This is a genomic window from Rhizobium sp. Root274 (assembly GCF_001429245.1).
Classification (GTDB): domain Bacteria; phylum Pseudomonadota; class Alphaproteobacteria; order Rhizobiales; family Rhizobiaceae; genus Allorhizobium.
Genome location: NZ_LMJE01000007.1, coordinates 1,206,728 through 1,229,799, shown reverse-complemented (window position 1 = coordinate 1,229,799; position 23,072 = coordinate 1,206,728). Strand labels below are relative to the sequence as shown.

Annotated in this window: 25 protein-coding genes; 13 read left to right on the top strand and 12 right to left on the bottom strand. The window is 62.3% G+C overall.

From position 1 onward, the window contains the following. Positions 1-6: 6 nt before the first annotated feature. The 11 genes from bchL to idi are packed head-to-tail and all read left to right on the top strand — an operon-like array spanning position 7 to position 9,154. Positions 7-891 carry a ferredoxin:protochlorophyllide reductase (ATP-dependent) iron-sulfur ATP-binding protein gene (gene bchL / locus ASE36_RS14865; protein ID WP_156378682.1) on the top strand — a complete coding sequence of 295 codons (885 nt, stop codon included), beginning with the start codon at positions 7-9 and terminating at the stop codon, positions 889-891. 10 nt (positions 892-901) lie between these two features. Further along, the gene (gene bchM / locus ASE36_RS14860; RefSeq protein ID WP_062280961.1) at positions 902-1,615 is read left to right on the top strand and encodes a magnesium protoporphyrin IX methyltransferase; all 714 of its coding nucleotides are present in this window, start codon (positions 902-904) and stop codon (positions 1,613-1,615) included. 47 nt (positions 1,616-1,662) lie between these two features. Further along, positions 1,663-3,054, top strand: coding sequence for a BCD family MFS transporter (locus ASE36_RS14855; RefSeq protein ID WP_062281459.1), 1,392 nt, complete (start codon positions 1,663-1,665; stop codon positions 3,052-3,054). 36 nt (positions 3,055-3,090) lie between these two features. After that, on the top strand, positions 3,091-3,870 hold the full coding sequence (gene puhA, locus ASE36_RS14850; RefSeq protein ID WP_062280958.1) for a photosynthetic reaction center subunit H: 780 nt from the start codon (positions 3,091-3,093) through the stop codon (positions 3,868-3,870). After that, positions 3,867-4,535 (top strand): photosynthetic complex putative assembly protein PuhB, encoded by a 669-nt coding sequence (gene puhB, locus ASE36_RS14845; protein WP_062280955.1) that lies wholly within the window; start codon positions 3,867-3,869, stop codon positions 4,533-4,535. Before puhA ends, puhB begins: the two co-directional genes overlap by 4 nt. 9 nt (positions 4,536-4,544) lie before the next feature. Further along, a complete protein-coding gene (puhC, locus tag ASE36_RS14840) occupies positions 4,545-5,039 on the top strand; it encodes a photosynthetic complex assembly protein PuhC (protein ID WP_062280952.1) in 495 nt (164 codons plus the stop codon). Continuing rightward, positions 5,036-5,341 (top strand): hypothetical protein, encoded by a 306-nt coding sequence (locus tag ASE36_RS14835; RefSeq protein ID WP_082511090.1) that lies wholly within the window; start codon positions 5,036-5,038, stop codon positions 5,339-5,341. The genes puhC and ASE36_RS14835 overlap by 4 nt, the downstream gene beginning before the upstream one ends. A 56-nt stretch (positions 5,342-5,397) precedes the next feature. After that, positions 5,398-6,447, top strand: a complete 1,050-nt coding sequence (acsF, locus tag ASE36_RS14830; RefSeq protein ID WP_156378681.1) for a magnesium-protoporphyrin IX monomethyl ester (oxidative) cyclase — start codon at positions 5,398-5,400, stop codon at positions 6,445-6,447. 10 nt (positions 6,448-6,457) lie between these two features. Next, positions 6,458-7,354, top strand: coding sequence for a putative photosynthetic complex assembly protein PuhE (puhE, locus tag ASE36_RS14825; protein WP_062280946.1), 897 nt, complete (start codon positions 6,458-6,460; stop codon positions 7,352-7,354). After that, the gene (hemA, locus tag ASE36_RS14820; protein ID WP_062280945.1) at positions 7,354-8,571 is read left to right on the top strand and encodes a 5-aminolevulinate synthase; all 1,218 of its coding nucleotides are present in this window, start codon (positions 7,354-7,356) and stop codon (positions 8,569-8,571) included. Before puhE ends, hemA begins: the two co-directional genes overlap by 1 nt. 49 nt (positions 8,572-8,620) lie before the next feature. After that, entirely contained in the window at positions 8,621-9,154 is a 534-nt protein-coding gene (idi, locus tag ASE36_RS14815; RefSeq protein WP_062280942.1) for an isopentenyl-diphosphate delta-isomerase, read from the top strand. A gap of 268 nt (positions 9,155-9,422) precedes the next feature. Here idi and pufC read toward each other — a convergent pair whose 3' ends face one another. From pufC to ASE36_RS14755, 12 genes are all read right to left on the bottom strand, one after another. Continuing rightward, positions 9,423-10,595, bottom strand: a complete 1,173-nt coding sequence (pufC, locus tag ASE36_RS14810) for a photosynthetic reaction center cytochrome PufC (protein ID WP_062280940.1) — start codon at positions 10,593-10,595, stop codon at positions 9,423-9,425. An 11-nt stretch (positions 10,596-10,606) separates the two neighbouring features. Further along, positions 10,607-11,566, bottom strand: coding sequence for a photosynthetic reaction center subunit M (gene pufM, locus ASE36_RS14805; RefSeq protein WP_156378680.1), 960 nt, complete (start codon positions 11,564-11,566; stop codon positions 10,607-10,609). Between the two features lie 16 nt (positions 11,567-11,582). Beyond that, positions 11,583-12,428, bottom strand: a complete 846-nt coding sequence (gene pufL, locus ASE36_RS14800) for a photosynthetic reaction center subunit L (RefSeq protein ID WP_062280936.1) — start codon at positions 12,426-12,428, stop codon at positions 11,583-11,585. Positions 12,429-12,527: 99 nt separating this feature from the next. After that, the gene (pufA, locus tag ASE36_RS14795) at positions 12,528-12,725 is read right to left on the bottom strand and encodes a light-harvesting antenna LH1, alpha subunit (protein ID WP_062280933.1); all 198 of its coding nucleotides are present in this window, start codon (positions 12,723-12,725) and stop codon (positions 12,528-12,530) included. 11 nt (positions 12,726-12,736) lie between these two features. Continuing rightward, a complete protein-coding gene (gene pufB / locus ASE36_RS14790; protein ID WP_062280929.1) occupies positions 12,737-12,958 on the bottom strand; it encodes a light-harvesting antenna LH1, beta subunit in 222 nt (73 codons plus the stop codon). 115 nt (positions 12,959-13,073) lie between these two features. Beyond that, entirely contained in the window at positions 13,074-13,310 is a 237-nt protein-coding gene (locus ASE36_RS14785; RefSeq protein ID WP_062280926.1) for a hypothetical protein, read from the bottom strand. Between the two features lie 46 nt (positions 13,311-13,356). Next, a complete protein-coding gene (gene bchZ / locus ASE36_RS14780; RefSeq protein ID WP_062280923.1) occupies positions 13,357-14,808 on the bottom strand; it encodes a chlorophyllide a reductase subunit Z in 1,452 nt (483 codons plus the stop codon). Next, positions 14,802-16,388, bottom strand: coding sequence for a chlorophyllide a reductase subunit Y (gene bchY, locus ASE36_RS14775; protein WP_082511089.1), 1,587 nt, complete (start codon positions 16,386-16,388; stop codon positions 14,802-14,804). Before bchY ends, bchZ begins: the two co-directional genes overlap by 7 nt. 14 nt (positions 16,389-16,402) lie before the next feature. Further along, positions 16,403-17,410 carry a chlorophyllide a reductase iron protein subunit X gene (locus ASE36_RS14770; RefSeq protein WP_062280921.1) on the bottom strand — a complete coding sequence of 336 codons (1,008 nt, stop codon included), beginning with the start codon at positions 17,408-17,410 and terminating at the stop codon, positions 16,403-16,405. Beyond that, positions 17,407-18,351, bottom strand: coding sequence for a chlorophyll synthesis pathway protein BchC (bchC, locus tag ASE36_RS14765; RefSeq protein WP_062280918.1), 945 nt, complete (start codon positions 18,349-18,351; stop codon positions 17,407-17,409). The genes ASE36_RS14770 and bchC overlap by 4 nt, the downstream gene beginning before the upstream one ends. A gap of 104 nt (positions 18,352-18,455) precedes the next feature. Beyond that, a complete protein-coding gene (locus tag ASE36_RS14760; protein WP_082511088.1) occupies positions 18,456-19,652 on the bottom strand; it encodes a methyltransferase in 1,197 nt (398 codons plus the stop codon). Between the two features lie 5 nt (positions 19,653-19,657). Then, the gene (locus tag ASE36_RS14755) at positions 19,658-20,527 is read right to left on the bottom strand and encodes a polyprenyl synthetase family protein (protein WP_062280915.1); all 870 of its coding nucleotides are present in this window, start codon (positions 20,525-20,527) and stop codon (positions 19,658-19,660) included. A 108-nt stretch (positions 20,528-20,635) separates the two neighbouring features. Here ASE36_RS14755 and crtD point away from each other — a divergent pair, with 108 nt between their 5' ends. Then, positions 20,636-22,219: a 1-hydroxycarotenoid 3,4-desaturase CrtD gene (gene crtD, locus ASE36_RS14750; RefSeq protein WP_274533379.1), complete on the top strand. Its 1,584-nt coding sequence runs from the start codon at positions 20,636-20,638 to the stop codon at positions 22,217-22,219. After that, positions 22,216-23,067 (top strand): hydroxyneurosporene synthase, encoded by an 852-nt coding sequence (locus ASE36_RS14745; protein ID WP_062280912.1) that lies wholly within the window; start codon positions 22,216-22,218, stop codon positions 23,065-23,067. Before crtD ends, ASE36_RS14745 begins: the two co-directional genes overlap by 4 nt. Positions 23,068-23,072 lie beyond the last annotated feature (5 nt).

The window sequence follows — 23,072 nt, the reverse complement described above, 5'->3', positions numbered from 1 at the left end:
GCGAGGATGGCCGAAACGCTGCGGCAGCGCGCCGATGGCGACGGCAGCGTCCAGGTCCATCTCGATCCGACGATGGAGATCGACGGGGCCAAGGTATTTGCCATCTATGGCAAGGGGGGCATCGGCAAGTCGACGACCTCGTCCAATCTCTCGGTTGCCTTCTCCAAGATCGGCAAGCGTGTCCTGCAGATCGGCTGCGACCCCAAACATGATTCCACGTTCACGCTGACCAAAAGCCTGATCCCGACCGTCATCGACGTCTTGGAAAAGGTCGATTTCCACACCGAGGAATTGCGGCCCGAGGACTATATGGTCGAAGGCTATAACGGGGTTCAGTGCATCGAAGCGGGCGGACCGCCGGCTGGCACCGGCTGCGGCGGCTATGTTGTCGGCCAGACCGTCAAGCTGCTGAAAGAACATCACCTGCTCGACGACACCGATGTGGTGATCTTTGATGTCTTGGGCGACGTCGTTTGCGGCGGGTTCGCCTCGCCCCTGCAACATGCAGAGCGTGCCGTGGTGGTGGCTGCCAACGACTTCGATTCTATCTTCGCGATGAACAGGATCGTCGCTGCGATCAAGGCGAAGTCGAAGAATTACGAAGTGCGGCTCGGTGGCGTCATTGCCAATCGCTCGCGCGAGACCGATCAGATCGATCGTTACAATGATGCGATCGGGCTGAAGCGGCTGGCGCATGTGCCTGACAGCGACCATGTGCGGCTGAGCCGCCTGAAGAAGGCCACCCTTTTCGAGATGGGCGATAGCCCCGAGATCATCGCCATCCAGAATGAATATCTGCGGCTTGCCGAGGTCCTTTGGGCCGGCACGCCGGCGCTGGAAGCCGAGCCGATGAAAGACCGGGATATCTTCGAATTTCTCGGGTTCGAGTGAGGAGCGGGTCATGAGCCAGGCCGATTACATCCGCAGAACCGGTGAAATCGAACACTATTTCGATCGCACCGCACTCGATGCCTGGAAGCGGCTGACCGGTGACCAGCCGGTGAGCGGAATCCGAGCGACCGTGCGCAAGGGGCGTGAAGAGATGCGCCGGACGCTGGTAAACTGGCTGCCGCAGGATCTGACCGGGTGGCGTATTCTCGATGCAGGCTGCGGATCTGGCGTGCTTTCTTTCGAGCTGGTCGATCGCGGCGCCGAGGTGGTCGGCGTCGATCTCTCCGCCCAGATGATCGCCCATGCGCGGCAGCGGGCACAGGAATTTGCCGGTCTTGCGGGGCGTGGTCATGGCTCGCTCACCTTTCACAGCGGTGACATGCTGGATCCGCGTCATGGCCGCTTCGATGCGGTGGTCGCGATGGATGTGCTGATCCACTACCGGCCTGCCGATGCGGTGCGTGCCTTGCACACTCTGGCGGAGCGGACCTCGCGCAGCATGATCTTCACGCTTGCGCCTGGCTCCCGCTTGCTGCGCGCCATGCTTGCCACGGGCAAGATCTTCCCGCGTGGCAATCGGGCGCCGGCCATCTATCCCGTCCAGCCGGAGCGGTTGGTGGCGGAGATGATGCACAATCCAGGATTTGCAGGCTGGACGAGCGGCCGCAGCCATAAGGTTGGCGTCGGCTTCTACACCTCGCAGGCCATGGAGGTGATCCGGTGATCAAGCTCTCCGCCGCCAATCGCAAACTGATCGGCTTCTGGCAGAAGATGGGAACGCGCTACATGCCGTTCGCCGACGCTGCCTCGGTGGAGATGCCTCTGTCACGCCTGCTGCGGCTGTCGCTGTTCCAGGTATCGGCCGGCTTTGTTATGGTATTGCTGACTGGCACGCTCAACCGTGTGCTGATCGTCGAGCTCGGCGTCTCCGTGGCGCTGGTGTCGGCCGTCGTTGCCATCCCGGTGCTGGTCGCACCGCTGCGGCTCTTCTTCGGATACCGGTCTGATACGTACAAGTCCGTGCTCGGCTGGCGGCGTGTGCCCTATATCTGGCTTGGTTCGCTTTTGCAGTTCGGCGGTCTCGCCATCATGCCCTTTGCGCTGCTGGTCCTGCAGTCGCAGACCGTCGGCCCGGAATGGGCGGGAGCCGCCGGCGTCGGGCTTGCCTTCATCCTTACCGGCTTCGGCATGCATATGGCACAGACGGCAGGGCTCGCACTTGCCAGCGATCTCGTGCCGCAGGAAAAGCGGCCGCGCGTCGTGGCGCTCCTCTATTTCATGCTGCTTTTCGGCATGATCGGCGCCTCGACCTTCTACAGCTATTTTCTCGTCGACTTCAGCCCCAAGCTGCTGATCCAGGTCATCCAGGGCACGGCCCTCACGACCATGATCATCAATCTTATCGCCATCTGGAAGCAGGAGGCTCGGGATACCGGCCGCAGCGCGCCGGATCGCGATCTGGTGAGCTTCTTCGACGCCCTGGACGAGTATCGCAGCGATCCGGGCGTGCTGCGCCTGTTGATCGCGGTCGCGATCGGGTCTGCCGCTTTCTCCATGCAGGACATTCTGCTTGAGCCTTATGGCGGTGAAATCCTCGGCCTCAGCGTCGGTGAGACAACACGGCTGACGGGGATCTGGGCTGCCGGCACCATGGCAGGCTTCGCCTGGGCGGCGCACAGCCTGCAGCATGGCGCGCCGATTTTCCGGGTTGCTGCGCGCGGGATCCTGATCGGCATCGTCGCTTTCTCCTGCGTGATCTTTGCCTCGCCGCTGGGGCTGACCGGGCTCTTCTATGCGGGGGCAGCTGGAATTGGGCTCGGCGGCGGATTGTTTGCCGTCGGCACCATGCTGGCGGCCATGGGTGTCTCGGAAAAATCCGACAGCGGCCTCGTGGTCGGTGCCTGGGGCGCCGTTCAGGCGACAGCCATCGGCGCGAGCCTGCTGGCCGGGGGCTTGGTCAAGAACACGATCAATGCGCTGGCCCTCAATGGATCGCTGGGTGAGACCATGATCACACCCGCCTCGGGGTATCTTGTCGTCTACCTTTTTGAAATTGTTCTTCTGTTCCTCTGCCTTGCGGTTCTCGGGCCGCTCACCGGGCGTCGTTACAGACGGGATGAAAACCATGACATGCGTTTTGGATTGGCAGAGCTGCCCGGTTGATCGTCGGCGGCAAAACCTAACACGGGAGGGTCAACCATGACCGGATCGCTTACAAGCAATATGGATGTGGCACAGGTCGTGCTCTATGCCTTCTGGATCTTTTTCGCTGGCCTCATCTGGTATCTGCGCCAGGAAGACCGGCGGGAGGGTTATCCGCTCGAAGAGGATGTCTCCGGCCGCTACAACAAGAGCCCCTGGCTCTTCGTTCCGCCGGCAAAGACATTCGTCCTTCCGCATGGTCAGGGCCTCAAACAGGTCCCTGATTTCAAACGAGATGAGCGCAGTTTCTCGTCGCGCCGGGTCGCACCTGCCCCCGGCTATCCGAGCGAGCCGGTCGGCAATCCGCTGCTCGCCGGCATCGGCCCGGGTTCCTGGGCCGAACGTGTCGATAAGCCCGACATGACTGCCCATGGCGATGCCCGGATCGTGCCGCTCCGTGTCGCAGAGGGCTTCTCCATCGTTGAGGGGCAGCTCGACCCGCGCGGGCGCATTGTCCAAGGCTTCGATGGCCAGACCGCTGGTATCGTGACGGATGTCTGGGTCGATCGGTCCGAGCACCTGATCCGCTACTACGAAGTGAGCTTGGGTGAGGGCTTGCGCACGGTCCTGGTTCCCAACAACTTCGTCGTCTACCGCACCGGCCGCGGCAATGTTCGCTACCTCTATGTCCATGCCGTTTCCGCAGCGCAATTCGCTGATGTGCCGGCGACGGCCCGTCCGGAGCTCATCACACTCCTGGAAGAAGACAAGATCGCCGCCTATTTCGGCGCGGGCCTGCTCTATGCGGACAAGAGCCGTCAGGAGCCACTGCTGTGAGCCAGTTCGTCACTCGAGAACATGAAATCGAACCGGTGCCGGGGCTTCCTGGCCTGCCACCGGCCGGTGAGGTCATCCTCTGGCAGGGGCGCCCCAGGGCAAAGCTGCTCAGCCGGCACCTCTTGAAGGTTCGCTGGATCGGCGGCTATTTTCTCCTGCTTGCCGTATGGGCCGTGGTGTCCGGCCTGCATGACGGTCGCGAGATCGGCGGTCTGCTGTTCTCCATCGCGATCCTCGCCGCCCTTGCCGCCGTGCTTATCGGTATGATCGAGCTGTTCGCCTGGGCCGTCGAGAAGACAACGCTCTACACGATTACCACCGAGCGCGTCGTCATGCGCTTCGGCGTTGCCTTGTCGATGACGCTGAACCTGCCGTTCCGCAAAGTCGAGGCGATCTCGACTGCAAAGCTCGACGACAAGGACGGGATGATTGCGATTGCCGTTGCCGCGGACACGCGGCTCTCCTGGCTGGTGCAGTGGCCGCATGTACGCGGCTGGCGTTTTTCGCGACCTGAGCCGTGCCTCGCCTATCTGCCCGATGTCGAGACGGTCGCCAGCATTTTGTCCGCCGCCTATACGCAGTTTCGCGCCTCGCATGCCAGCCAGCTGCGGATTTTCGTTACCCCGTCCATGCCATCGGCGCCCGCCGCCGTTGCTGCGGAATAGGGGGGCGTCATGGGATCGGCGTCCAGTCTCGGCTATCTCTCGGACCGCAAGGGTCGCGCACCGAACCGCCTTCCAACAGCGCTTCTGGTCGGTTTGCTCGGGCTTCTCGGCTTTACAGCGACTGCCGTCATCGTTGGCCAGACCACGGGCCTGGGCCTCGTCAAGCAGCAGCTCGGCGAACCGGTCGCTGTCCGTGACCTCGTGATCCTGCGGACTGCGGATGATCGTGTCGTCGTGCAGGACGCCGCAACTGCCGCTGAAATCGCAAGCTATGGCCCTGAGGCCGGTGGCTTCGTGCGTGGCTCGCTGCGCGCCTTCGAGCGCATGCGCCAGGTCGCCAAGGTTCCGTTCGACGCGCCCTACCGCCTGATCAAGTGGGAGGCCGGTACTGTCAGCCTCTCCGATACCGGAACGGGCGAGCGCATCTATCTCGCAGCCTTCGGCCGCGACAACGTGGCCGCATTCGAAGCCCTTCTGGGCGAGCAGGGAGGAATTAAGCCATGAACCCGGTCTTCGCGCTGATGCGCCACAAGGAGACGGTCGATTGTACCGTCGAGATCAACAATACCTTCGAGGCGCTGGGCGCTCATCTGCGCTTCGACAATGGCGTCATCGTCCATCCGGGCGACGAGGTTCTGGTGCATGGCGCGCCGGTCTCCATCCCCTATGGCGCGAGCCAGAATTTTCGGCGCAAGGCGACCATTACCCGGGCTGGTTTTCTGGAGCGGGCCTGGATCCGCGCCACCGGCGATCTCGACATGATGGAATTGTGCGAATTCAGCTTCACCGAGAGGGCACTGTCATGAACAATCATGTTTCCCCTGTGGATCTTGCCGATCACGAGCCGACTGTTGAAGAGCGCATGGCCGGCGTCAACGACACGACGCGCAGCGCACTCGTCTCGACCATGCTGACGCCGCGCTTTTATACGACCGACTTCGAAGAGATGGACAAGATCAATGTCGAACCGGTGAGGGCGGAATGGGACGTTCTGATCGCTCAGATGAAGAGCGATCCGAACCGCGGCCATTTCAAGCGCAACGAAGACTGGGACGATATCGACATCGATGCTCTGCCGGATGATCTGCGGGAAGAATTCATCGACTTCCTCGTCTCCTCGCTTACCTCGGAATTTTCGGGCTGCGTGCTCTACAAGGAGATGAAGCGGCGCGGCAAGAACCAGGAAATCTGCGAGCTCTTCGGTTACATGAGCCGGGACGAGTCCCGCCATGCCGGCTTCATCAACGATGCGTTGAAGGAATTCGGCATCGGCGTGAACATGGGCTTTCTAGCCAAGGCGAAGAAATATACCTTCTTCAAGCCGAAGTTCATCTACTACGCCACCTATCTCTCCGAGAAGATCGGTTATGCCCGCTATATCACCATCTTCCGGCATCTCGAAAAGCACCCGGAGCAGCGCTTCCACCCGATCTTCAAGTGGTTTCGTCAGTGGTGCAATGACGAGTTCTCCCATGGAGAGGCCTTCTCGCTGATCATCCGCTCCGACAAGCGGCTGATGGAGGGCATGAACAAATACTGGATCAAGTTCTTTCTGCTCGCGGTCTTTGCGACCATGTATGTGCGCGATCACATGCGACCGGCCTTCCACAAGGGCCTTGGCGTCGATATCGACGACTACGACATGAAGGTCTTTCGGCTGACCAGCGAGATCTCGCGGCAGTGCTTCCCGCTGGTGCTTGATCTCGACAATCCGGCGCTGCATGAGGGTTTTCGCCGGATGGAGCGGATCAACCGCAAGGTCATGGCGGCCAATGCCAGGGGTGGATTGACCGGCCGGATCGCCAAGGGCTTCTGGTCGGCGGCTGCGGCCATCAACTTTGTGCGGATGTATGTGATCCCGACGAAGTCGAATGCCATTCCGGCCACGTCCCGCCTGCAGCCGGTCTGGTGAGGGTGGACCCATGAGCTTCTCGCACCCGCTCGCCGTCGTTGCCATCGCCATCACCGTCTGGTGGGTGTCGACGGGGCTGGTGCTGGCCATGGTCAATCGGCCCGAGCCGAAGGAATGGCGGATCCTGTCGTTGATGCCGGTCATGACCGCCGTTGGCGCTGGCGGATTCCTGCTCATGCTCTTCGGCGCGCGGGAGCAGACCCCGCTCGGCTCCTATGCCGGCTTTTTCGGCGCGCTGCTCGTCTGGGCCTGGCATGAGGCCGCGTTTCTCACCGGGCGGCTGACTGGTCCGCGCAGCGGGGATTGCCCTCCGGGCCTGTCGGGCCCTGCCCGGTTCAAGGCCGCCTGGCAGGCGGTCAGCGACCATGAGATCGCCATTCTAATCACTGCGGTTGTGCTGTGGTTCACGCTGTCGGGTAATCCCAACCGTTTCGGGCTTGCCGCCTTTGGGCTTCTCTGGGGCATGCGTATCTCTGCCAAGCTGTTGATCTTCCTCGGCGCGCCACATGCTGTCAGCGAGTTGATGCCGAAGGGCATCGCGCATCTCAAAAGCTATTTCCGGACAGACCGGCTGACGCCGATCTTCCCGCTGCTGCTTGCCATTGCGGCTGGATTGTTTGCCATCCTCGTCATCGGCGCCAATCGCGCCACCCAGGAACATTCGGTTGTCGGGCATACGTTGCTCGCGACCTTCATGGCGCTTGCCATCATCGAACATCTCATCCTCGTGCTGCCCGTCTCCGATACCGCGCTGTGGCGCTGGGCGATGGCGCGGCCGGGAGCGCCGCTTGCCGCCGGACATCCCCTGGATGGCGGATCACATCTCCAGGGAGCCCGCCCGGCGGTACCGCCCGTTGCCTCCTGGAGCGCATTTGGACAAGACCAGATCGGGAAGAGGAAAGACTGATGGACGTTCTGCAGCACATGGAGTCAGCGCTTGCCGATCTCCGCAAGGCCGGCAATTACCGCGTATTCGCAGAGCTTGAGCGTCATTGCTCGGCCTTCCCCAAGGCAACCTTCTACAATGAGGACAAGACGGTCCGCGAAGTGACGGTCTGGTGTTCCAACGATTATCTCGGAATGGGGCAGAACGAGAAGGTCATGGACCGGATGACAGAGGTCATTCGCAAGTGTGGGGCAGGGGCTGGCGGGACCCGCAACATTTCGGGCACGAACCATTACCACGTGCTCCTGGAGAACGAACTCGCCGACCTTCACGGCAAGGAAGGCGCTCTGATCTTCACCTCCGGCTATGTGTCGAATTGGGCGGCACTTGGCACGCTGCTGTCGAAGATCCCGGGTGTCATCTGCTATTCGGATTCGCTGAACCACGCCTCAATGATCGAAGGCATCCGGCATTCGCGATGCATCAAGCGGCAGTTCCGCCACAACGATCCCAAGCATTTGCGCGAAATGATGGCAGCCGACGATCCGGCGGCGCCCAAGCTGGTTGCCTTCGAAAGCGTTTATTCGATGGATGGCGACATTTCGCCGATCCGCGAGATCTGCGACGTGGCCGATGAATTCGGTGCGCTGACCTATCTCGACGAGGTGCATGCGGTCGGCATGTATGGCCCGCGCGGCGGCGGCGTTGCCGAGCGCGAGGGGCTTATGGATCGCCTGACCGTCATCGAGGGAACGCTCGGCAAGGCCTTTGGCATCATGGGCGGCTATATCACGGGGCCGGCCGTGCTGATCGATTTCGTACGGTCCTTCGCCTCCGGCTTCATCTTCACCACGGCGATCCCGCCGGCACTGGCGGCTGCGGCAACCACGTCGATCCGCCACCTCAAGGAGAGCCAGTTCGAACGCGCCCGGCATCAGGCGGCTGTTGCCAAGGTGCGCGCCGCGCTCGATGCCAGGGGCATTCCCCATATGCGCAATCCAAGCCATATCGTTCCGGTCATGGTCGGCAATGCGGCGAAGTGCAAGTGGATCTCCGACGTGCTGCTCGACGATTTCGGTCTCTATGTCCAGCCGATCAACTATCCCACGGTTGCCGTTGGCAAGGAGCGCCTGCGTATCACGCCGACGCCGCTGCACAGTGATGCCGACATCACTCATCTGGCCGAGGCCCTCTGTTCGCTGTGGTCGAAATGCGCGCTGGCGCGGGCTGTTGCCTGAGACGGCCAAAGGGCTTATCGCCTCAGGGGCGAATGAGCAGAGCGGAGCAATGATGCGCGAGAGCATTGTCATCCCGGCGATCGCGGCCGACGGGTCGCTTTACCCGGTCGAGAAGATGAAGGCCCATATCGAGGGCCTTCAGCATCTCGCCGTGTCCGTTTTCGTCTTCGACGGTGACAAGTTGCTCATCCAGAAGCGTGCTCAGGCCAAGTATCATTGCGGCGGCCTGTGGGCGAATACCTGTTGCACCCATCCGCACTGGGACGAGACGATCGAGGCCTGTGCAGCACGCCGGCTGGAAGAAGAGCTTGGGTTCTCCCTTCCGCTTACCCGCCACCAGACTGTGGATTACTCAGCCGATGTCGGCGACGGACTGCACGAGAACGAGCGTGTGACGCTGTTCAGCGCTCAAGCCGACCGCAGCCAGCTCGCGATCCTTCCGGATGAAGATGAGGTTGAGGCCGTGCGCTGGATCGGCGCCGATGAGCTGCAGCGGGAGATGCGCGAAACACCGCTCTCTTTCACGCCTTGGTTCCGCATCTACCTAGAACGCTTCCCAGATCTCGGATTCGATCGGCTTTAAGGCAATCCTCCTCCTGCGGTCGTGCACGTCCGTTCCGCCTCGATCTGTTCCGGGTGGGGAGATGGGTTGCAAAGGGCTATCGCCGGTGATCGTTTCTCACGTTCGACGCCCTTCGTGGAACTCCCTCACAAGCCATAGTCATCGAAAATTTCAGCGAGCCTTCGTCGGTGAGGCACGGCCGGCGGTGCGCGACATGCGTTCTCCTGGCGCAAAAGAAAAGGGGAGCCCGAAAGCTCCCCTTCCCATTGCGGCCTGCCTTGGGAGGCCGTCAGTTGTCACTGGTTGCCGGTGCCGTCGGCAGGACAGCTTCAGCGGTCTGAGCGGTTGCCGGCTTGGGCAGGATTGCGCTGCTTTGCTCGGCCGGTGCCATCTTCTGCGTCGTGCCCGGCTGATAGGTGGTGTAGTCCGGGACAGCCGTTGGGCCTTTTTTGGCAAGCGCATCGACGTAATCCTGCAGCATAGAGACGCCGTAGAGCGGCTTCTGAACGCCGGCGTGGCAGGTGGCGCATCCGACCTTGAAGACGTCGCCTTCCGGCCCCTTGCGGTGGTCGGGGAAAACAGGTGTCAGCCCCTGGACGTAGTTCGCGTTGATATCGCGGACCATGCGGATGCCGTGCCATGCGGTTACGCGCTGCGGCGGGCTCTGGTCCCACTCGTTGAAGGCGCGGGAGTTGTGGCAGGTCGTGCAGTTGACGCCAAGCGACTCCGACATGTGCATCATCAGCGACCAGGTGGCTTCCGTCTCCTTCGTGGTCGCCATGTTGGTGCCGGTCGGAAGTGCTGTCGTCGAATGCACTCGGATCGGCTTTGCGTCGAGCAGGTAGTCCTTCAGCACATTCTGCGGCAGCGACGACCCGCCGCCGAACTTGGCGACGACGTTTTGGCCCTGGCGGTTCTGCGTCATGTTGCCGGCCGGCTTCGGCTCCAGATCCTCGTACCAGTAATTGGTCGGAATGCCCTGGCCGCGATGGCAGGTGTAGCAGGTAGCACCGGTGGCGCCAACATGCGCCTTCCAGTCTACATTGATTGCCTGGGTCATCTGGATCATCCGTCGAGCGACGACCTTCTGGTAGAGCTCGTCAGACGCCAGATTCTCGGGGTTGTGGCAGTAGTTGCAACCGGCTTCCGGGGCCACCCATTCGGTGATCGAGGCCATGAACTGGTTGAACTGGTCGTCGGAGAGATCGCCCAGAACCTGAACGTTCTCGTAGAGATCGCGGGCCTTGTCGCCACTCGGATCTGCCTCCCAGGGGGCAGGCGGAACGACGTTCGCGGCCTTCAGTGCTTCCTGCTTCTCGATATCCCGATGGATATACATGCCGGTGCCGCGAAAGCCTGTCTGTGTGGTCTCAACCGGGGGCGCGTCCCAACCAGCGCCGACGAAGCTTGCAATCGTCAGCAGCGTGCCGGCGGAGACGGCGAAGGGAATCCAGAGTTTCATCGTCGTTCTCCTCAAAGCGCCGGGTCGACGACGCCGGGATAACCCGGCAGCGGGGACACGATCCCGTGGTTGATGCCCCAGAGATACCAGTTGTCGACCACCGTGCCGGTGAGCAGGATGCCGATGCCGCCGGTGATCGGGGTCAGAATGGCAAACCACCAGGCCCAGCGGTGCACGGACTCCATCGTGGCATTGAAGCCCATGGTCCAGCGCCAGAAGAGGGCGGCGCGCTCGGATGCCGTGCCGCGATCGGTGATTTGTTCCAGCTCACGCTCACCGCCATACTTGCCGACGGCGAGGATCGTTGCGCCATGCATGGCAAAGAGCAGCACCGAGCCATAGAGAAAGACGATCGAGAGGCAGTGGAAGGGATTGTAATAGAGGTTGCCGTAGCGGATCGAGAAGGCGGCGGTCCAGTCGAGGTGCGGGAAAATGCCGAAGGGGACCGCTTCCGAGAAATTGCCCATCAACAGCGGCCGAATGAAGCCGAGCACGAGGAACAGCCAGATCGCGGCGGCAAAGGCCCAGGCGACGTGCATGCCGAGTTCCAGCTGCCGGGCGCGGCGATACACCCTGACCCACCACAAGAGGACCGAGGTCGTCAGGAAGAAGCCGGCGATCAGCCACCACCCGCCTTCGGCCAGCGGTGGCAGGATCTTCAAGCCGTATTTCGCCGGTGGCGGCTCAAGCCCCAGCCAGAAGAGCTGGCGGACGAACTGGATCGGATCCCAGCCGACCGAAGCGAACATGTTGAGACCGATGATCTCGAAGGCGATGAAGCCGAAGAGCAGGGAGAGCGTCCCGAGATAGCCCAGGTAGATCGGGCCGATCTGGGCATTGCCGATCATGCCGAACAGAGTGACGTAAAACGGCTTGCCGACACGGGGGCTGTCGCCTCTGGGGAGGGGCATGCCCTCTTCGAGGGGACCACTCACCTGCACGGGCGTAATAATGTTTTGATATTGCAGCAACATGATCCGGTACCCCTCAGTTCCAGATTGGCAGCTCAAGCCACCAGTTCCACCAGCGCGGCCATCCCTGGTTCCAGAAAGGTCCGCTGATGATGATGCAGACAGCACTCCAGAAGCCGGCATTCAGCGCCAGGATCAGGCCGAGGCGATGGATGCCGAGCGTGCCGATCGAGTAGCCGATGATGTCGCGGAAAAACGTGTCTTCATATTCCGGTGTCTTCACTTCGCCCTGCTTGCCCGGCTCGGTGAGCGAGCTGCCCGGATTGGCCGCCGACAGGATCAGGCCGCCATGCAGCGAAAGGGCGAAGGTCGTGGTGAAGAAGAAAGTCACCGCGAGCATATGGGCCGGATTGTAATGGAAATGCAGGTACTGGTAGCCGACGTTCGAGACCCAATCCAGATGGCTGAAGATGCCATAAGGAAAGCCGTTGCCCCAGGCGCCGAGCAACAGCGGCCTAAAGACGACGAGGGTGGCGTAGGCGAGAATGGCGAAGGAGAAGGCAAAGGGCACGTGATAGCCGATGCCAAGCTTTCGGCAGATTTCCACCTCGCGCAGTGCCCAGGAGATGAAGGCTCCGAGTGCGCAGACGGTGATGATCTGCCAGAGGCCACCCTCCTTCAGCGGTGCCAAGGCCAGTCCGTAGGATAGGTCGGGCGGGGCGATCGAAATCTGCCAGATGTTCCAGGTCGGGCCGATGGCCGCGCCGTAGATGATGAGAGCGGTGCCCAGCGTGGCAAAGAATGCCGTCGTCACGCCGAAGAAGCCGACGTAGAAAGGACCTACCCAGAAATCGAAGAGATCGCCTCCGAGCAGCGTTCCGCCTCGTACGCGATATTTGCGTTCAAAACTCAGCAGCGCCATGTTCGTTTCCTCCAGAGGTGATCAGCCAGGCGGCGTTGTCGGGTCATGCCGTTTGGCGGCGGGCGAGACCGAGGTGCCGCCCGCTGCCGTCTTGGTTCTTCAGCCGATGAGCTTGAGATCCACGCCTTCAGAGAGGGAATGCTCCAGGGCACTGGTCTTGAGGGGCTTGCCCTCCAGCCAGTTGAAGCGTTCCGTGCTCAGCAGGATGAAATGGATCAGGATCGCCAGCGTAAACAGGAATACAGACAGTGCGACCAGCGCTTTGCGCGGATCGAACATAAGCCAGATTCTCCACATATCGCGTCCTCCTAAGCCATCATCGACAGAAGCGAGAGAGCCGTCTGGTTGATGCCCTCGAGAGAGCTGTAACCTTCGGGGCCCGGAATCCAGGGACGCCACATCCAGACCAAGATATGCGCGACGATGGCAATCGCCGTGAATATCATGAAGCCTTGGATGAAGAATCCATGGACCTCGCGCGCTTCGCTTTCGGTCAGACCCGAAAGTGAAACATTTGATGTTTCAGCCATCAAATTCACCTCCTAGTCTCGAACACCGCGGCGCCCCCGCGGCAGGGTTCCGGCCGAGCCGTCTTGCAGCACTGCCGGGTTTTTGTCGGTGTCGAGAACACCGGCAAAGGGAAGGTCACGCCTGAAAGGCGTAACCGGCAGCGGCATAGGCCGAAGAGCGTGCTTCGGCGAAAATGGACTGGGCGGGCTTTTCAGCAGCAGTTCCTGACTGGTCGGTCAGTCTGGCTGCGACCGCCGCCACCAGGCAGAGCGGATACATCAGCAGATAGAGACGGCGCAGGTTGACCCGCTCCGATTGGCGGTCTGCCTGATGGCGGCGCGCGTCCGGTTCGTGTTGCGTTGCAGTGATCATGCCTTCACCTCCAGGTTTCCCCACTTCGGGACTTTTCGCTCGCCGGTCATGCGCGTGCTCCCGCGAGACGGGCAGCCGTTTCGACATGCTGGCGAGTGACTTCAGGCGCTTGCGCGCTGCGGGCCTCGCGTTCGGCGGCGTCGCGCAGGCGCTTGGCGGCCGAAATCCGGACGAGGACCGGTTCGTTGTTGAGACAGGTCTCTAGCGAGGCCTGAGCATCCGCGTTCCAGACGATCGAGACGCGCTGGCGGGCGGTGGTCGGCTCGATCGCATCCAGTTCGCCGGCGCGGGGCAGGATGTCGAAGAGGATGTCGAACAGTGCGTTGCAGACTTCCTGGATCAACCAGGCGGCGCCCGAATAGCCCATGACCGGAGATCCGGTATGGCGCCGCACAATCGCGCCTGGATAGGAGAGTTGGACGAATTTTCCACGGGCGCCGCATTCGGCCATGTACATGCGCTCGTTGAACGAGCCGAACATGATCATCGGCGTCTTGCTCGCGGTCAGTTCCGAGACCTCGATGTTGTCGGTCTTCGTACCCGGCTTGCGCGGGACAGCGAACGTACAGGGAAGCCCCATTTCCTCTTCGAGGAAGTTGCGGATGCCACGCACATAGGTCTCGTTGGCCACGATCGCGAAGCTGGCGGTGGCGAAGAAATCCTGGGTGACGGAGCGCCAGAGATCCCAGAGAGGCTTCAGCGTCGTGTGCTTTTCTCTGACGATGAACGGCTCCGGGTCGAGGCCCAGCATCTCGCCGAGCTGACGCAGGAAAGCGGTTGTCGAATGGATGCCGATCGGCGCCTGCAGATAGGGGCGATCGAGCGCCTCGCAGAGAAGGCGACCGAATTCGCGGTAGAGGCAGATGTTGGCGTCGGCATCGGCCAGTTTGCGGACGTCTTCAAGATGGCTGCCGAGCGGGAAGACCATATTGATCTCGGCGCCCAGGCCTTCGACCAGGCGGCGGATTTCCGCGAGGTCGGATGGCATGTTGTAGGTGCCGTAGATCGGGCCTATGATGTTGACGCGGGGTTTTGCGCCTTCCGGCCGACGACGCGGAGCCGGGACTTTGCCGCCCTTCGGGCCGAATTCGGTCCAGAGCCATTTCATCGCGCGGTCGGCGCTCTGCCACTGATCCTCGTCGATGGTGCGCGGGAGGAACCGGACGATGTTGGAGCCTTCCGGGGTCACACCGCCGCCGATCATTTCGGCGATCGAGCCGGTCACGACGACAGCTGGCAGATCCGGATCAAGCGCCAGACGGGCCCGCTTCATCGCGCCTTCGGTGCCGTGCTGCCCCAGCTCGTCCTCCGACAAGCCTGAGACGACGATCGGCAGCTCATGCGGCGGAAGGGCGTCGGTATAGTGCAGCACCGAGGTGACGGGCAGATTTTCACAGCCAACTGGGCCGTCGATGATCACCTGCAGGCCCTTGATCGCGGTGAAGGCATAGACGCTGCCCCAATAGCCGCCGGCTCGGTCGTGGTCGAGGATCAGCATCCGACACTCTCCCCATTGTCGACGGCGTTGCGGGACTGCTTGACCTTGGCGGCAAACTTCTTGCGATAGGCGCTGCGGTCCTGGGGCGTGTCTTCCCAGATGCCGGCCGTGTCACCCTTGCCGACGCCATCGAAGAAGGCGTTCATGGCGAGGAATCGATCCTTGTTGGCGATTGCCGCATTGATGACGGATGGCAGCGAGGCAACGCCTGCCGGTCCCATCAGGGGGCGGGCCGAAATCAGATTGGTGAAGTAGAGGGCAGGCGTTGCTGCCTCCTTGGCCTTCTGCACCACGGGCGTGGTACCGATGGCAAGGTCGGGCTCGTATTCGACGAAAGCGGCCAGGTCCTGTTCAAGGGAGGCGCGGAAGCGCAGTTGCACGCCATGGGCTTCGAGCCATTCGGCATCGGCCGCATTGTAGGGTGTCTTCGGACAGGCGGTGCCAACGTAACGGAGGTCAGCGCCGAGTTCGACAAGCAGGCGGCCGACGAGCAGTTCGGAGCCTTCGTAACCCGAAAGCGTGATGCGGCCGTTGATGCGGTTGTTGGCAAGGGCGGCCGAAATGGCGCCGCGCATGGCGTTGCGGCTGATGTCGATGCGGACCTGGGGAACGCCACAGCTGTTGCCGATGGCATTCAACCAGGCATCGGTGCCCTCAAGGCCGACCGGAGCTGAGCCGACAATCGGGCGGCCGGCAGCGGAAAACTCACGGAAGCTTGCCGTATAGAAGGGATGGATGGCGGCCACTGCGGCGCAGTCGAGAGCGGCATAAAGGTCGCGCCATTCGCGGACGGGAACCGTGGGACCGACGGCCAGTCCCATAGGTTCGAGCATGCCGCCGATCACCACCGGGTCCGCCGGGAACACTTCACCGACCAGGGTTACCGTCGGCTTGTCCTTGAGACCGCCGCGCGGCCGCTGGACCGGGCCGCTCGCCACTTCCTGTCGAGCATAGGCGAGCATGGCGCCCGAAAGCACATCCTTCGCCTCGGCATGGGTCGGGATGCCGAAGCCCGGCACATCAATACCAACGATGCGTACGCCATCGATCTCGCGCGGCAACATGCGGAGCGGCACGCCAGAGGCTGTCGGCACACAAAGATTGGTGACGATCAAGGCGTCGAATTTGTCCGGATCCGCCATCAGGTGGACGGCCTCCACGATGTCCTCGTACAGCTTGCCCGTGACAAGCGTCTCGGAGTTGAAGGGGACGTAGCCGACCGAGCGTTTGGCGCCGTAGAAATGCGAGGTGAAGGTGAGCCCATAGACGCAGCAGGCTGAACCGGAGAGGATGGTGCCGACGCGTCGCATGCGAAGACCGACGCGCAGCGAGCCGAAGGCCGGGCACATGGATTGCGGCTGGTCGTGCGGGCCCTTGGGATAATCAGCTTCGAAGCGGTCCATTAACTCGCCTTGACCGGCAGCGCGGGCCGCAGCCTTGGAGAGTTCGGTGCCGCCGTGACAGCCGATGCCGCTTGCTGCGGCATCCGTCACCGCATCGGCAAGGATAGCCTGATCTGCTGCAGCGAGAGCGATCCCGCTGGTGTCGTCCGGCTCGAATTCCTTGCGAAGGTCATCCATGGGGCGTTCCGATCTCACACATTGTCGTAGACGACTTCGAGCGACGGCCGATTGAGAGCGCCGGCCGCACACATATCTTCCGGCGTGGCCGGCTGAAGCTTGTAGTCGGCGCCGGTCTCACTGGCATCGAAGAGGCCGAGCAGTCCGTCCTGGTCGAGCGGCTTGGGAAGGATCGGCGGGGCCTCGGCGAGATTGATCGACAGCGCCTCGAAGAGCGGACCCCAGTGCGAGTCGTGTGTGCCAATGATCTGATAGTTGGCGCTCTTGCGGCGGATATCATCATCCTGCGGGATCGAGGCGAGCACCGGGATGCCCACGGCTTCGGCAAAGGCCTGTGCTTCGCCCGTGCCGTCGTCCTTGTTGATCACCAATCCGGCGACGCCGACATTGCCGCCGAGATTGCGGAAGTATTTTACCGCCGAACAGACATTGTTGGCGACATACAGCGACTGCAGGTCGTTCGAGCCAACGACCACGACTTTCTGGCACATGTCGCGGGCAATCGGCAGGCCGAAGCCACCGCAGACCACGTCGCCGAGGAAGTCGAGCAGAATGAAGTCGAAGTCCCATTCGTGAAAGCCGAGTTTTTCCAGCGTCTCGAAGCCGTGGATGATGCCGCGCCCACCGCAACCACGACCGACTTCGGGTCCGCCGAGCTCCATGGCGAAGACGCCGTCACGCTTGAAGCAGACATCGGAGATCGAAACTTCCTGGCCGGCTTCCTTGCGGCGCGAGGCCGTCTGGATAATCGTCGGGCAGGCGCGGCCGCCGAAGAGCAGCGATGTCGTGTCGCTCTTCGGATCGCAGCCAATCAGCAGCACCTTCTTTCCGAGCTGGGCGAGCATGTAGGAGAGATTGGCGAGCGTGAAACTCTTGCCGATGCCGCCCTTGCCGTAGATCGCGATGATCTGCGTTTCCTTGGTGACTTCGCCGGTCGCCGGCGCGTCGGGCTCGATGGCGGCTTCATCGCGCAGGTTCTCCTGCAATCGCTCCAGGCCGTCGGGGGCAAGGTCCAGGCTCATGCGGCGTTCCTCCAGTCGATGATCATTTTCAGGCAGTCGGGGTCTTCAAACGCGGTGCGATAGGCAGCCTCGGCATCTGCCGGAGCGGCGTGGTGCGTGATGAGGCCGTCGAGAGACAGGGCGCCGGTGGCGACGAGGGCGAGCACCGCTTCCACGTCCTGCGCGCTGAACTCTGCGGCGATTGCAAGTGTCACCTCACGCATGAACGCGGGCGCAAAATCGAAGCTGACGCGACCTGGATAGAAGCCGGCGAGGATCAGCTCGCCCCGCTTTTGCAGCATGGAAATGGCGCGGTCGATGACTGCGATATTGCCACTTGCGTCGATGGCGGCACCCATGGGTGGCATGGTTGCCCCTTCCGCAGACGGGTCGACAACCGCGTAGCCGTCACCATCCTGTCTGCGCTGGTTTGCGGTTTCCCAGACGGTCGGCGGCGGGTTGCCGATTGCGAGGATGATGCGGGCGATGAGGCGGCCGAGAACACCGTGACCGATCACCAGGGACACAGGCTGGTTGGTACGGCGAACAGCATGATGGGCGGTTGCGGCAAGCGCCAGCAGAGCCCCTTCTTCCTCGTTGTCGAACTCGAGCCGGGTGGTGCGCCCTCCGGGAACGACTAGCCGTGATGCATTGGCTCCGAAGAGGCCTGCCGCCTCTTCGAAACAGCTGGCGCCGGGGACGAAGACCGAGTCCCCTACCTTGCGGCCCGAGGCGCTGCCTGCTTCGACAACCTTTGCAACCGTCTCATAGCCCGGAACCAGGGGGTAACGCATGCCGGGAAAGCTCGGCATTGTGCCATGAAACAGCATCTTCTCCGTGCCGGTCGAAATCCCGCTGAACATCGTCTCCACGACCACGTCGACCGGCGAGGGCGAAAGCAGCGACAGCCGCTTCAGCGCGAGTGCGCCGGGCTGTTCAAAGACGATGGCTGATGTCTGCATGGATGTGCCCTCCCCGGACACGGAGACTCCCCTGTCTCCAAATGTCATCTTAGTTTTACGATTTATAGTGTCAATTAAAATTTACACTTAGGCACAGGCCGCTGTTAGCGGATCGCTGTGACCAAGGTCGCAATCAGGGGATTGGTCGTGGCCAAAGCCTCTGTTTCGCGAAATCCTGCGGTTCTCAGGAGCGACATGATCTCGTCGGCGGAGCGGCAGCGTCCCGAGCCCATGGCCAGGAAGTAGACACCGAAATAACCTGATGCCAGCCGTGCTCCCTCAGAGGGGTCCGCCATGGCTTCCGCCACGAGAAGGCGCGTGTTCGGCGCGAGATGTCCGTGCAGATTGGTAAGAATGGTGATCACTCTGTCGTCGTCATGGTCGCAAAGAATGCGCAGAAGCGTGACGCAGTCTGCCGATCCCGGCAGCGCGTCTGTCGAGAAGTCGCCGGCGTAGACGCTGCTTCGGGCCATCAAACCAGCCTCTGTCAGATGTTTGCTCGCGCGCTCTGTCACTGCGGGTAGATCGAAGAGGGCGAGCTGAAGGTTGGGGTGTTTCCGTCCAACCGCTGACAGGAAGGCGCCATCGCCGCCCCCGACATCGAGCAGTGAAGCGTGGCGGCCAAAATCGTAAGATGCGAGGATACAATCGGCGAACATCGCCTGGCTTTCGCGCATCAGAAGCGAATATGGAGCCGCCTGCTCGGCCGTCACCGCGCTCGGTGCGTCTCCACGCACATAGGCCCAGTAACGCCGCAGCTCCGTTTCCGGCATTTCCGAGCGCCACAGGGCGACTGGGTCAACCAGATCACGGTAGAGCGCGTCATGATGGCGGATCATGGCGCGAAGGCCTGCATCCGAGGCGATAACGGCGCCAGCATCGTCCAACATCCAGATGTCGCGCGTCGGCTGGAGGACCAGCCCAAGGCATGCGGCATTTTCGAGCAGAAGCCGCATGCGGGGAGTGCTGAGCTGACAAAAGGTTGCGAGCTGATCAGTGGAGAGGATCTGGTCTTCCAAGCGTTGAAAAACGTCCAACTTCACGCAGGCATGGAGCACCTGCGAGTAGACGAAACCTGCCGTCAGCCGGAAAAGCTGGTTCGCCTTTCGCTGCGCAATCCAGCGCGTGAGGGGCAGGCGTGCGATCAGGCTGCGAAACCGTGGAGACGCAATCTGACGATTGCGCCATAGGCGCCAGCGCATGCTGAAGGTTAAATGCGGGGCCTTGCCATTGCTTTCGCCGTCGGCGCGCCAGTTTGCACCCGTATCGGCACCGTTTGTCGGCTCCGCTTGCGTGGCCATCGCCGTCAGGCCGCGCTGGTTGCCAGGGTCTTCGGCATCAGCCGCGTCGCTTCCTGCCGGATCATCGTGCGGAAGGCTTCCGCGCCCGGGCAGTCCGGCACGCAGTTGACGGCTTCGCCAACCAGGTTCTTCAAACGCTGCAGGGCCGCGTCGAGGCCGAGTGTGGCGACAATGTTGGGCTTGGCGTTGCGGCTGTCCTGGCCTGCAGGCTTGCCGACGCCGTCGTCCTGGCCGACAGCATCGTATAGATCGTCGGCAACCTGGTAGGCGGCACCCAAAGCATCGGCAAGACCCAACCAGTCCAGCGGGTTGCCGCCCGAGGCGATGGCGCCGGTCGAGACGGCGCCGCTGAACAGCGAGGCGGTCTTTGCGCGATGATAGATGGCAATGTTGATTTCCGGCTCGCTCTCCCAGGCCTGGCCGGCGACGAGGCCGTAAGGCGCCCCCACAGATTTGGCGATGGTGGCGATGATCGGTGCGGTCAGATCCGGGCGTTGCAGCGTCTCGCGAGCGATCGTCTCGAACGCACTGACGATCAGGCCGTCACCTGTCAGGAGCGCGATCTCCTCACCGAACTCTGCGTGAACGCTGGCCCGGCCGCGTCTCATCATCGCGTTGTCGAAGCAGGGCATGTCGTCATGCACCAGGGAGGCGCAGTGGAGCAATTCGATTGCGGTTGCCGCGGCATCGGCGACGCCGGGTTCCCGGTCGCCACAGGCGGCGGCAACGGCAAGGCAAAGGCGTGGCCTGATCCTGGCACCCCCAGGAAAAACGGCGTGGCGCAGCGCCTTGGCGAGAATGGGAGGGCAGCCATTGGCGGTTGCAAATCGCAGGGCTCGCTGCATTCCATTTTCAATGCGATCAGGAAAATCCATGAGGGTCACCTTCCGGGCCTGCGCAGTTGTAAATATTCTATTACGCGCTATTGTGTAAACAAATATTGACACATGTGATGCAGAAGTCAACGCAGCCGGGAGACATTCTTGAACGGAGCCAACAAGCAGACCGTGGCCATCATTGGAGCGGGGATCGGTGGTCTGTCTGCCGCAATGCGTCTGGCCGCTTCCGGCATCTCCGTGACTGTCATCGAGGCGCAAGCTTCCCCCGGCGGCAAGCTGCGTCAGGTCGAGGTCGGTGGCCGTCCGTTCGATGCTGGGCCGACCGTTCTGACGATGGAATGGGTGTTCGAGGAGTTGATGCAGGTCTGCGGGCGCAGGCTGGAGGACGAGGTTCCGCTGAAGCGGGCCAAGGTTCTCGCGCGTCACTACTGGAATGGCGGTGCCGGCCTCGATCTGCATGGCGATGTCGATGAAAGCCTCCGGGCGATCCGTGATTTTGCCGGGGTGCGCGAGGCGGAGGGGTTTCGACAATTTGCTGAGGATGGCGAGCGGATCTACCGGGTTTTGAAAGACAGCTTCATCGCCGCCTCCCGTCCCAATCCGTATTCCCTGTCGCGCCGGATCGGCCTATCCCGGCCGGGTGACCTTCTGGCGATCAAGCCGTTCTCGACGCTGTGGTCGGCTCTCTCCGGCTATTTTGCCGATCCACGCCTTCGCCAATTGTTTGGCCGTTATGCCACCTATTGCGGGTCCTCGCCCTTTGCAGCACCTGCGACCCTAATGCTCGTCGCGCATGTGGAGCAGGAGGGGGTGTGGATGGTCGAAGGTGGGCTGCACGGGTTGGCGCAGAAGCTGGCGGAGATCGCGCAAGGCCTCGGCGTGACCTTCCTGTGCGGCGATCCTGCGGTGGCCATTACCGTTGACGGTTTTCGCAAGTCGGTTACCGGTGTCGAGACGCAAAGTGGCCGGCGGATCGAGGCAAAGCAGGTCCTTTATAACGGTGACATCGGTGGGCTGCCGAAACTGCTCGGCACATCACTTCGCCCTGCGCAGAAGCCCGCCCGTTCGCTCTCCGCGCTCATTCGATGCAGCCTGGCCGTACCCTCAGGTGTTCCGCTTGCCCACCATACGGTGTTCTTCTCCGACGACTACGAGCGGGAATTCACAGAGATCTTTCGCGAGGGGCGGCCGCCTGCCGATCCGACCATTTACCTCTGCGCGGAGGATCGACGTGATGACGGACAGCTTCGTTCGTCCCTGACCGCCGGAAAACCCGAGCGCATCTACGCATTGATGAACCTGCCGGCCAACGGCGACCGGCAACGGTACGACGAAAGCGAGATCCAGACATGTCTCTACGCGATGGAGCGCCGCCTGGCGCGGAATGGGCTGGAACTGCAGCAGAGCGCGGATCCCCCGCATGTGACGACACCGGAGGATTTTGCGCGGCTTTATCCGGGCAGCGGGGGCGGGCTTTATGGGATGCCGTCGCACGGATGGATGGCCTCGTTCCAGCGCCCGGGGACGCAGGGGCCGGTAGCGGGCCTGTATCTGGCCGGGGGCAGCGTACATCCGGGGCCGGGCATACCGATGGCAGCATTATCGGGCATGCTGGCCGCAGCATTGATCCAGCGGGACAGGGATTTGGCGGGCATGTCCCGGCGGGCGGTTATCGCTGGTGGTATGCCGACGGGACCAGCGATTGCGGGCAATTCGCCTTCACGGTGATCGCCTTCGTCGGTTCGGTCTTCTCGCCCTATTATCACTGGTCCGGGCGAACGGAACCCGAAAACCATGTTGCTTTCAATGTCGCCCTGTACGGACCCGACGGACACGCGTGGGCGATGACCGAGCGGAGCAGGGCGGCGGTGACGCGCAGCACCAGCCACCTGGAGATCGGCAGGAGCAGCCTTTCGCTTGAGGGAGGTGCTTTGCGGATCTCGTTCGACGAAGTTTTCCTGCCCTGGCCCGGCCAGCGGCTTTGGCCCAAACGCATGCGTGGCGAGATGGTGCTGACACCGCGATTTCTGCCGGCGCACGTCTTTCGCCTCGACGAGGACGGTCGCCATCATTGGTCGCCGATCATGCCGTCTGCGCGTGTCGAAGTGACTGGCGATGCCTTTGTAGATGGCGGATGGTCGGGCGAGGGGTATCATGACACGAACTGGGGCGACCGCCCTCTTGAGCAGAATTTCGTTGGATGGGATTGGGCTCGGGGTGCTGCCGCTGATGGCGGCGCCGTTCTGATTTACGATGCCTTGGCTGTCGGCGGTGGTGAGCGACGGCTGGGTCTGCGCTTCTCCCATGAGGGGGATCTGCACGAATTTGAGCTGCCTCGACGCCAGACCTTGCCGCGCGGATTCTGGGGCGTTGGGGGCGGGATCGCCGCGGCGGACGGGTCGCCGGCCCGGTTCGTGCGGCGGCTGGAGGACAGTCCGTTCTATCGCCGTTCTTTGGTCGAAACAGCGCTGGATGGCGAGAGGATCCTGATGATGCACGAGACGCTGGACTGCCGCCGTCTCTCGATGCCGCTCGTGCGCCTGATGCTGCCCTTCCGGATGCCGCGCCGAGGGTAGTGTCC

Coding starts and splice junctions, on each gene's coding strand:
- pufB (WP_062280929.1), bottom strand. CDS start 12,958: ATGGCTGAAACATCAAATGTTTCACTTTCGGGTCTGACCGAAAGCGAA.
- puhE (WP_062280946.1), top strand. CDS start 6,458: ATGAGCTTCTCGCACCCGCTCGCCGTCGTTGCCATCGCCATCACCGTC.
- hemA (WP_062280945.1), top strand. CDS start 7,354: ATGGACGTTCTGCAGCACATGGAGTCAGCGCTTGCCGATCTCCGCAAG.
- ASE36_RS14785 (WP_062280926.1), bottom strand. CDS start 13,310: ATGATCACTGCAACGCAACACGAACCGGACGCGCGCCGCCATCAGGCA.
- acsF (WP_156378681.1), top strand. CDS start 5,398: ATGGCCGGCGTCAACGACACGACGCGCAGCGCACTCGTCTCGACCATG.
- ASE36_RS14755 (WP_062280915.1), bottom strand. CDS start 20,527: ATGGATTTTCCTGATCGCATTGAAAATGGAATGCAGCGAGCCCTGCGA.
- pufL (WP_062280936.1), bottom strand. CDS start 12,428: ATGGCGCTGCTGAGTTTTGAACGCAAATATCGCGTACGAGGCGGAACG.
- ASE36_RS14835 (WP_082511090.1), top strand. CDS start 5,036: ATGAACCCGGTCTTCGCGCTGATGCGCCACAAGGAGACGGTCGATTGT.
- bchZ (WP_062280923.1), bottom strand. CDS start 14,808: ATGCTGATCCTCGACCACGACCGAGCCGGCGGCTATTGGGGCAGCGTC.
- ASE36_RS14760 (WP_082511088.1), bottom strand. CDS start 19,652: ATGGCCACGCAAGCGGAGCCGACAAACGGTGCCGATACGGGTGCAAAC.
- pufC (WP_062280940.1), bottom strand. CDS start 10,595: ATGAAACTCTGGATTCCCTTCGCCGTCTCCGCCGGCACGCTGCTGACG.
- bchM (WP_062280961.1), top strand. CDS start 902: ATGAGCCAGGCCGATTACATCCGCAGAACCGGTGAAATCGAACACTAT.
- bchL (WP_156378682.1), top strand. CDS start 7: ATGGCCGAAACGCTGCGGCAGCGCGCCGATGGCGACGGCAGCGTCCAG.
- ASE36_RS14770 (WP_062280921.1), bottom strand. CDS start 17,410: ATGAGCCTGGACCTTGCCCCCGACGGCCTGGAGCGATTGCAGGAGAAC.
- bchC (WP_062280918.1), bottom strand. CDS start 18,351: ATGCAGACATCAGCCATCGTCTTTGAACAGCCCGGCGCACTCGCGCTG.
- ASE36_RS14855 (WP_062281459.1), top strand. CDS start 1,663: ATGGGAACGCGCTACATGCCGTTCGCCGACGCTGCCTCGGTGGAGATG.
- pufA (WP_062280933.1), bottom strand. CDS start 12,725: ATGTGGAGAATCTGGCTTATGTTCGATCCGCGCAAAGCGCTGGTCGCA.
- puhC (WP_062280952.1), top strand. CDS start 4,545: ATGGGATCGGCGTCCAGTCTCGGCTATCTCTCGGACCGCAAGGGTCGC.
- bchY (WP_082511089.1), bottom strand. CDS start 16,388: ATGGATGACCTTCGCAAGGAATTCGAGCCGGACGACACCAGCGGGATC.
- idi (WP_062280942.1), top strand. CDS start 8,621: ATGATGCGCGAGAGCATTGTCATCCCGGCGATCGCGGCCGACGGGTCG.
- puhA (WP_062280958.1), top strand. CDS start 3,091: ATGACCGGATCGCTTACAAGCAATATGGATGTGGCACAGGTCGTGCTC.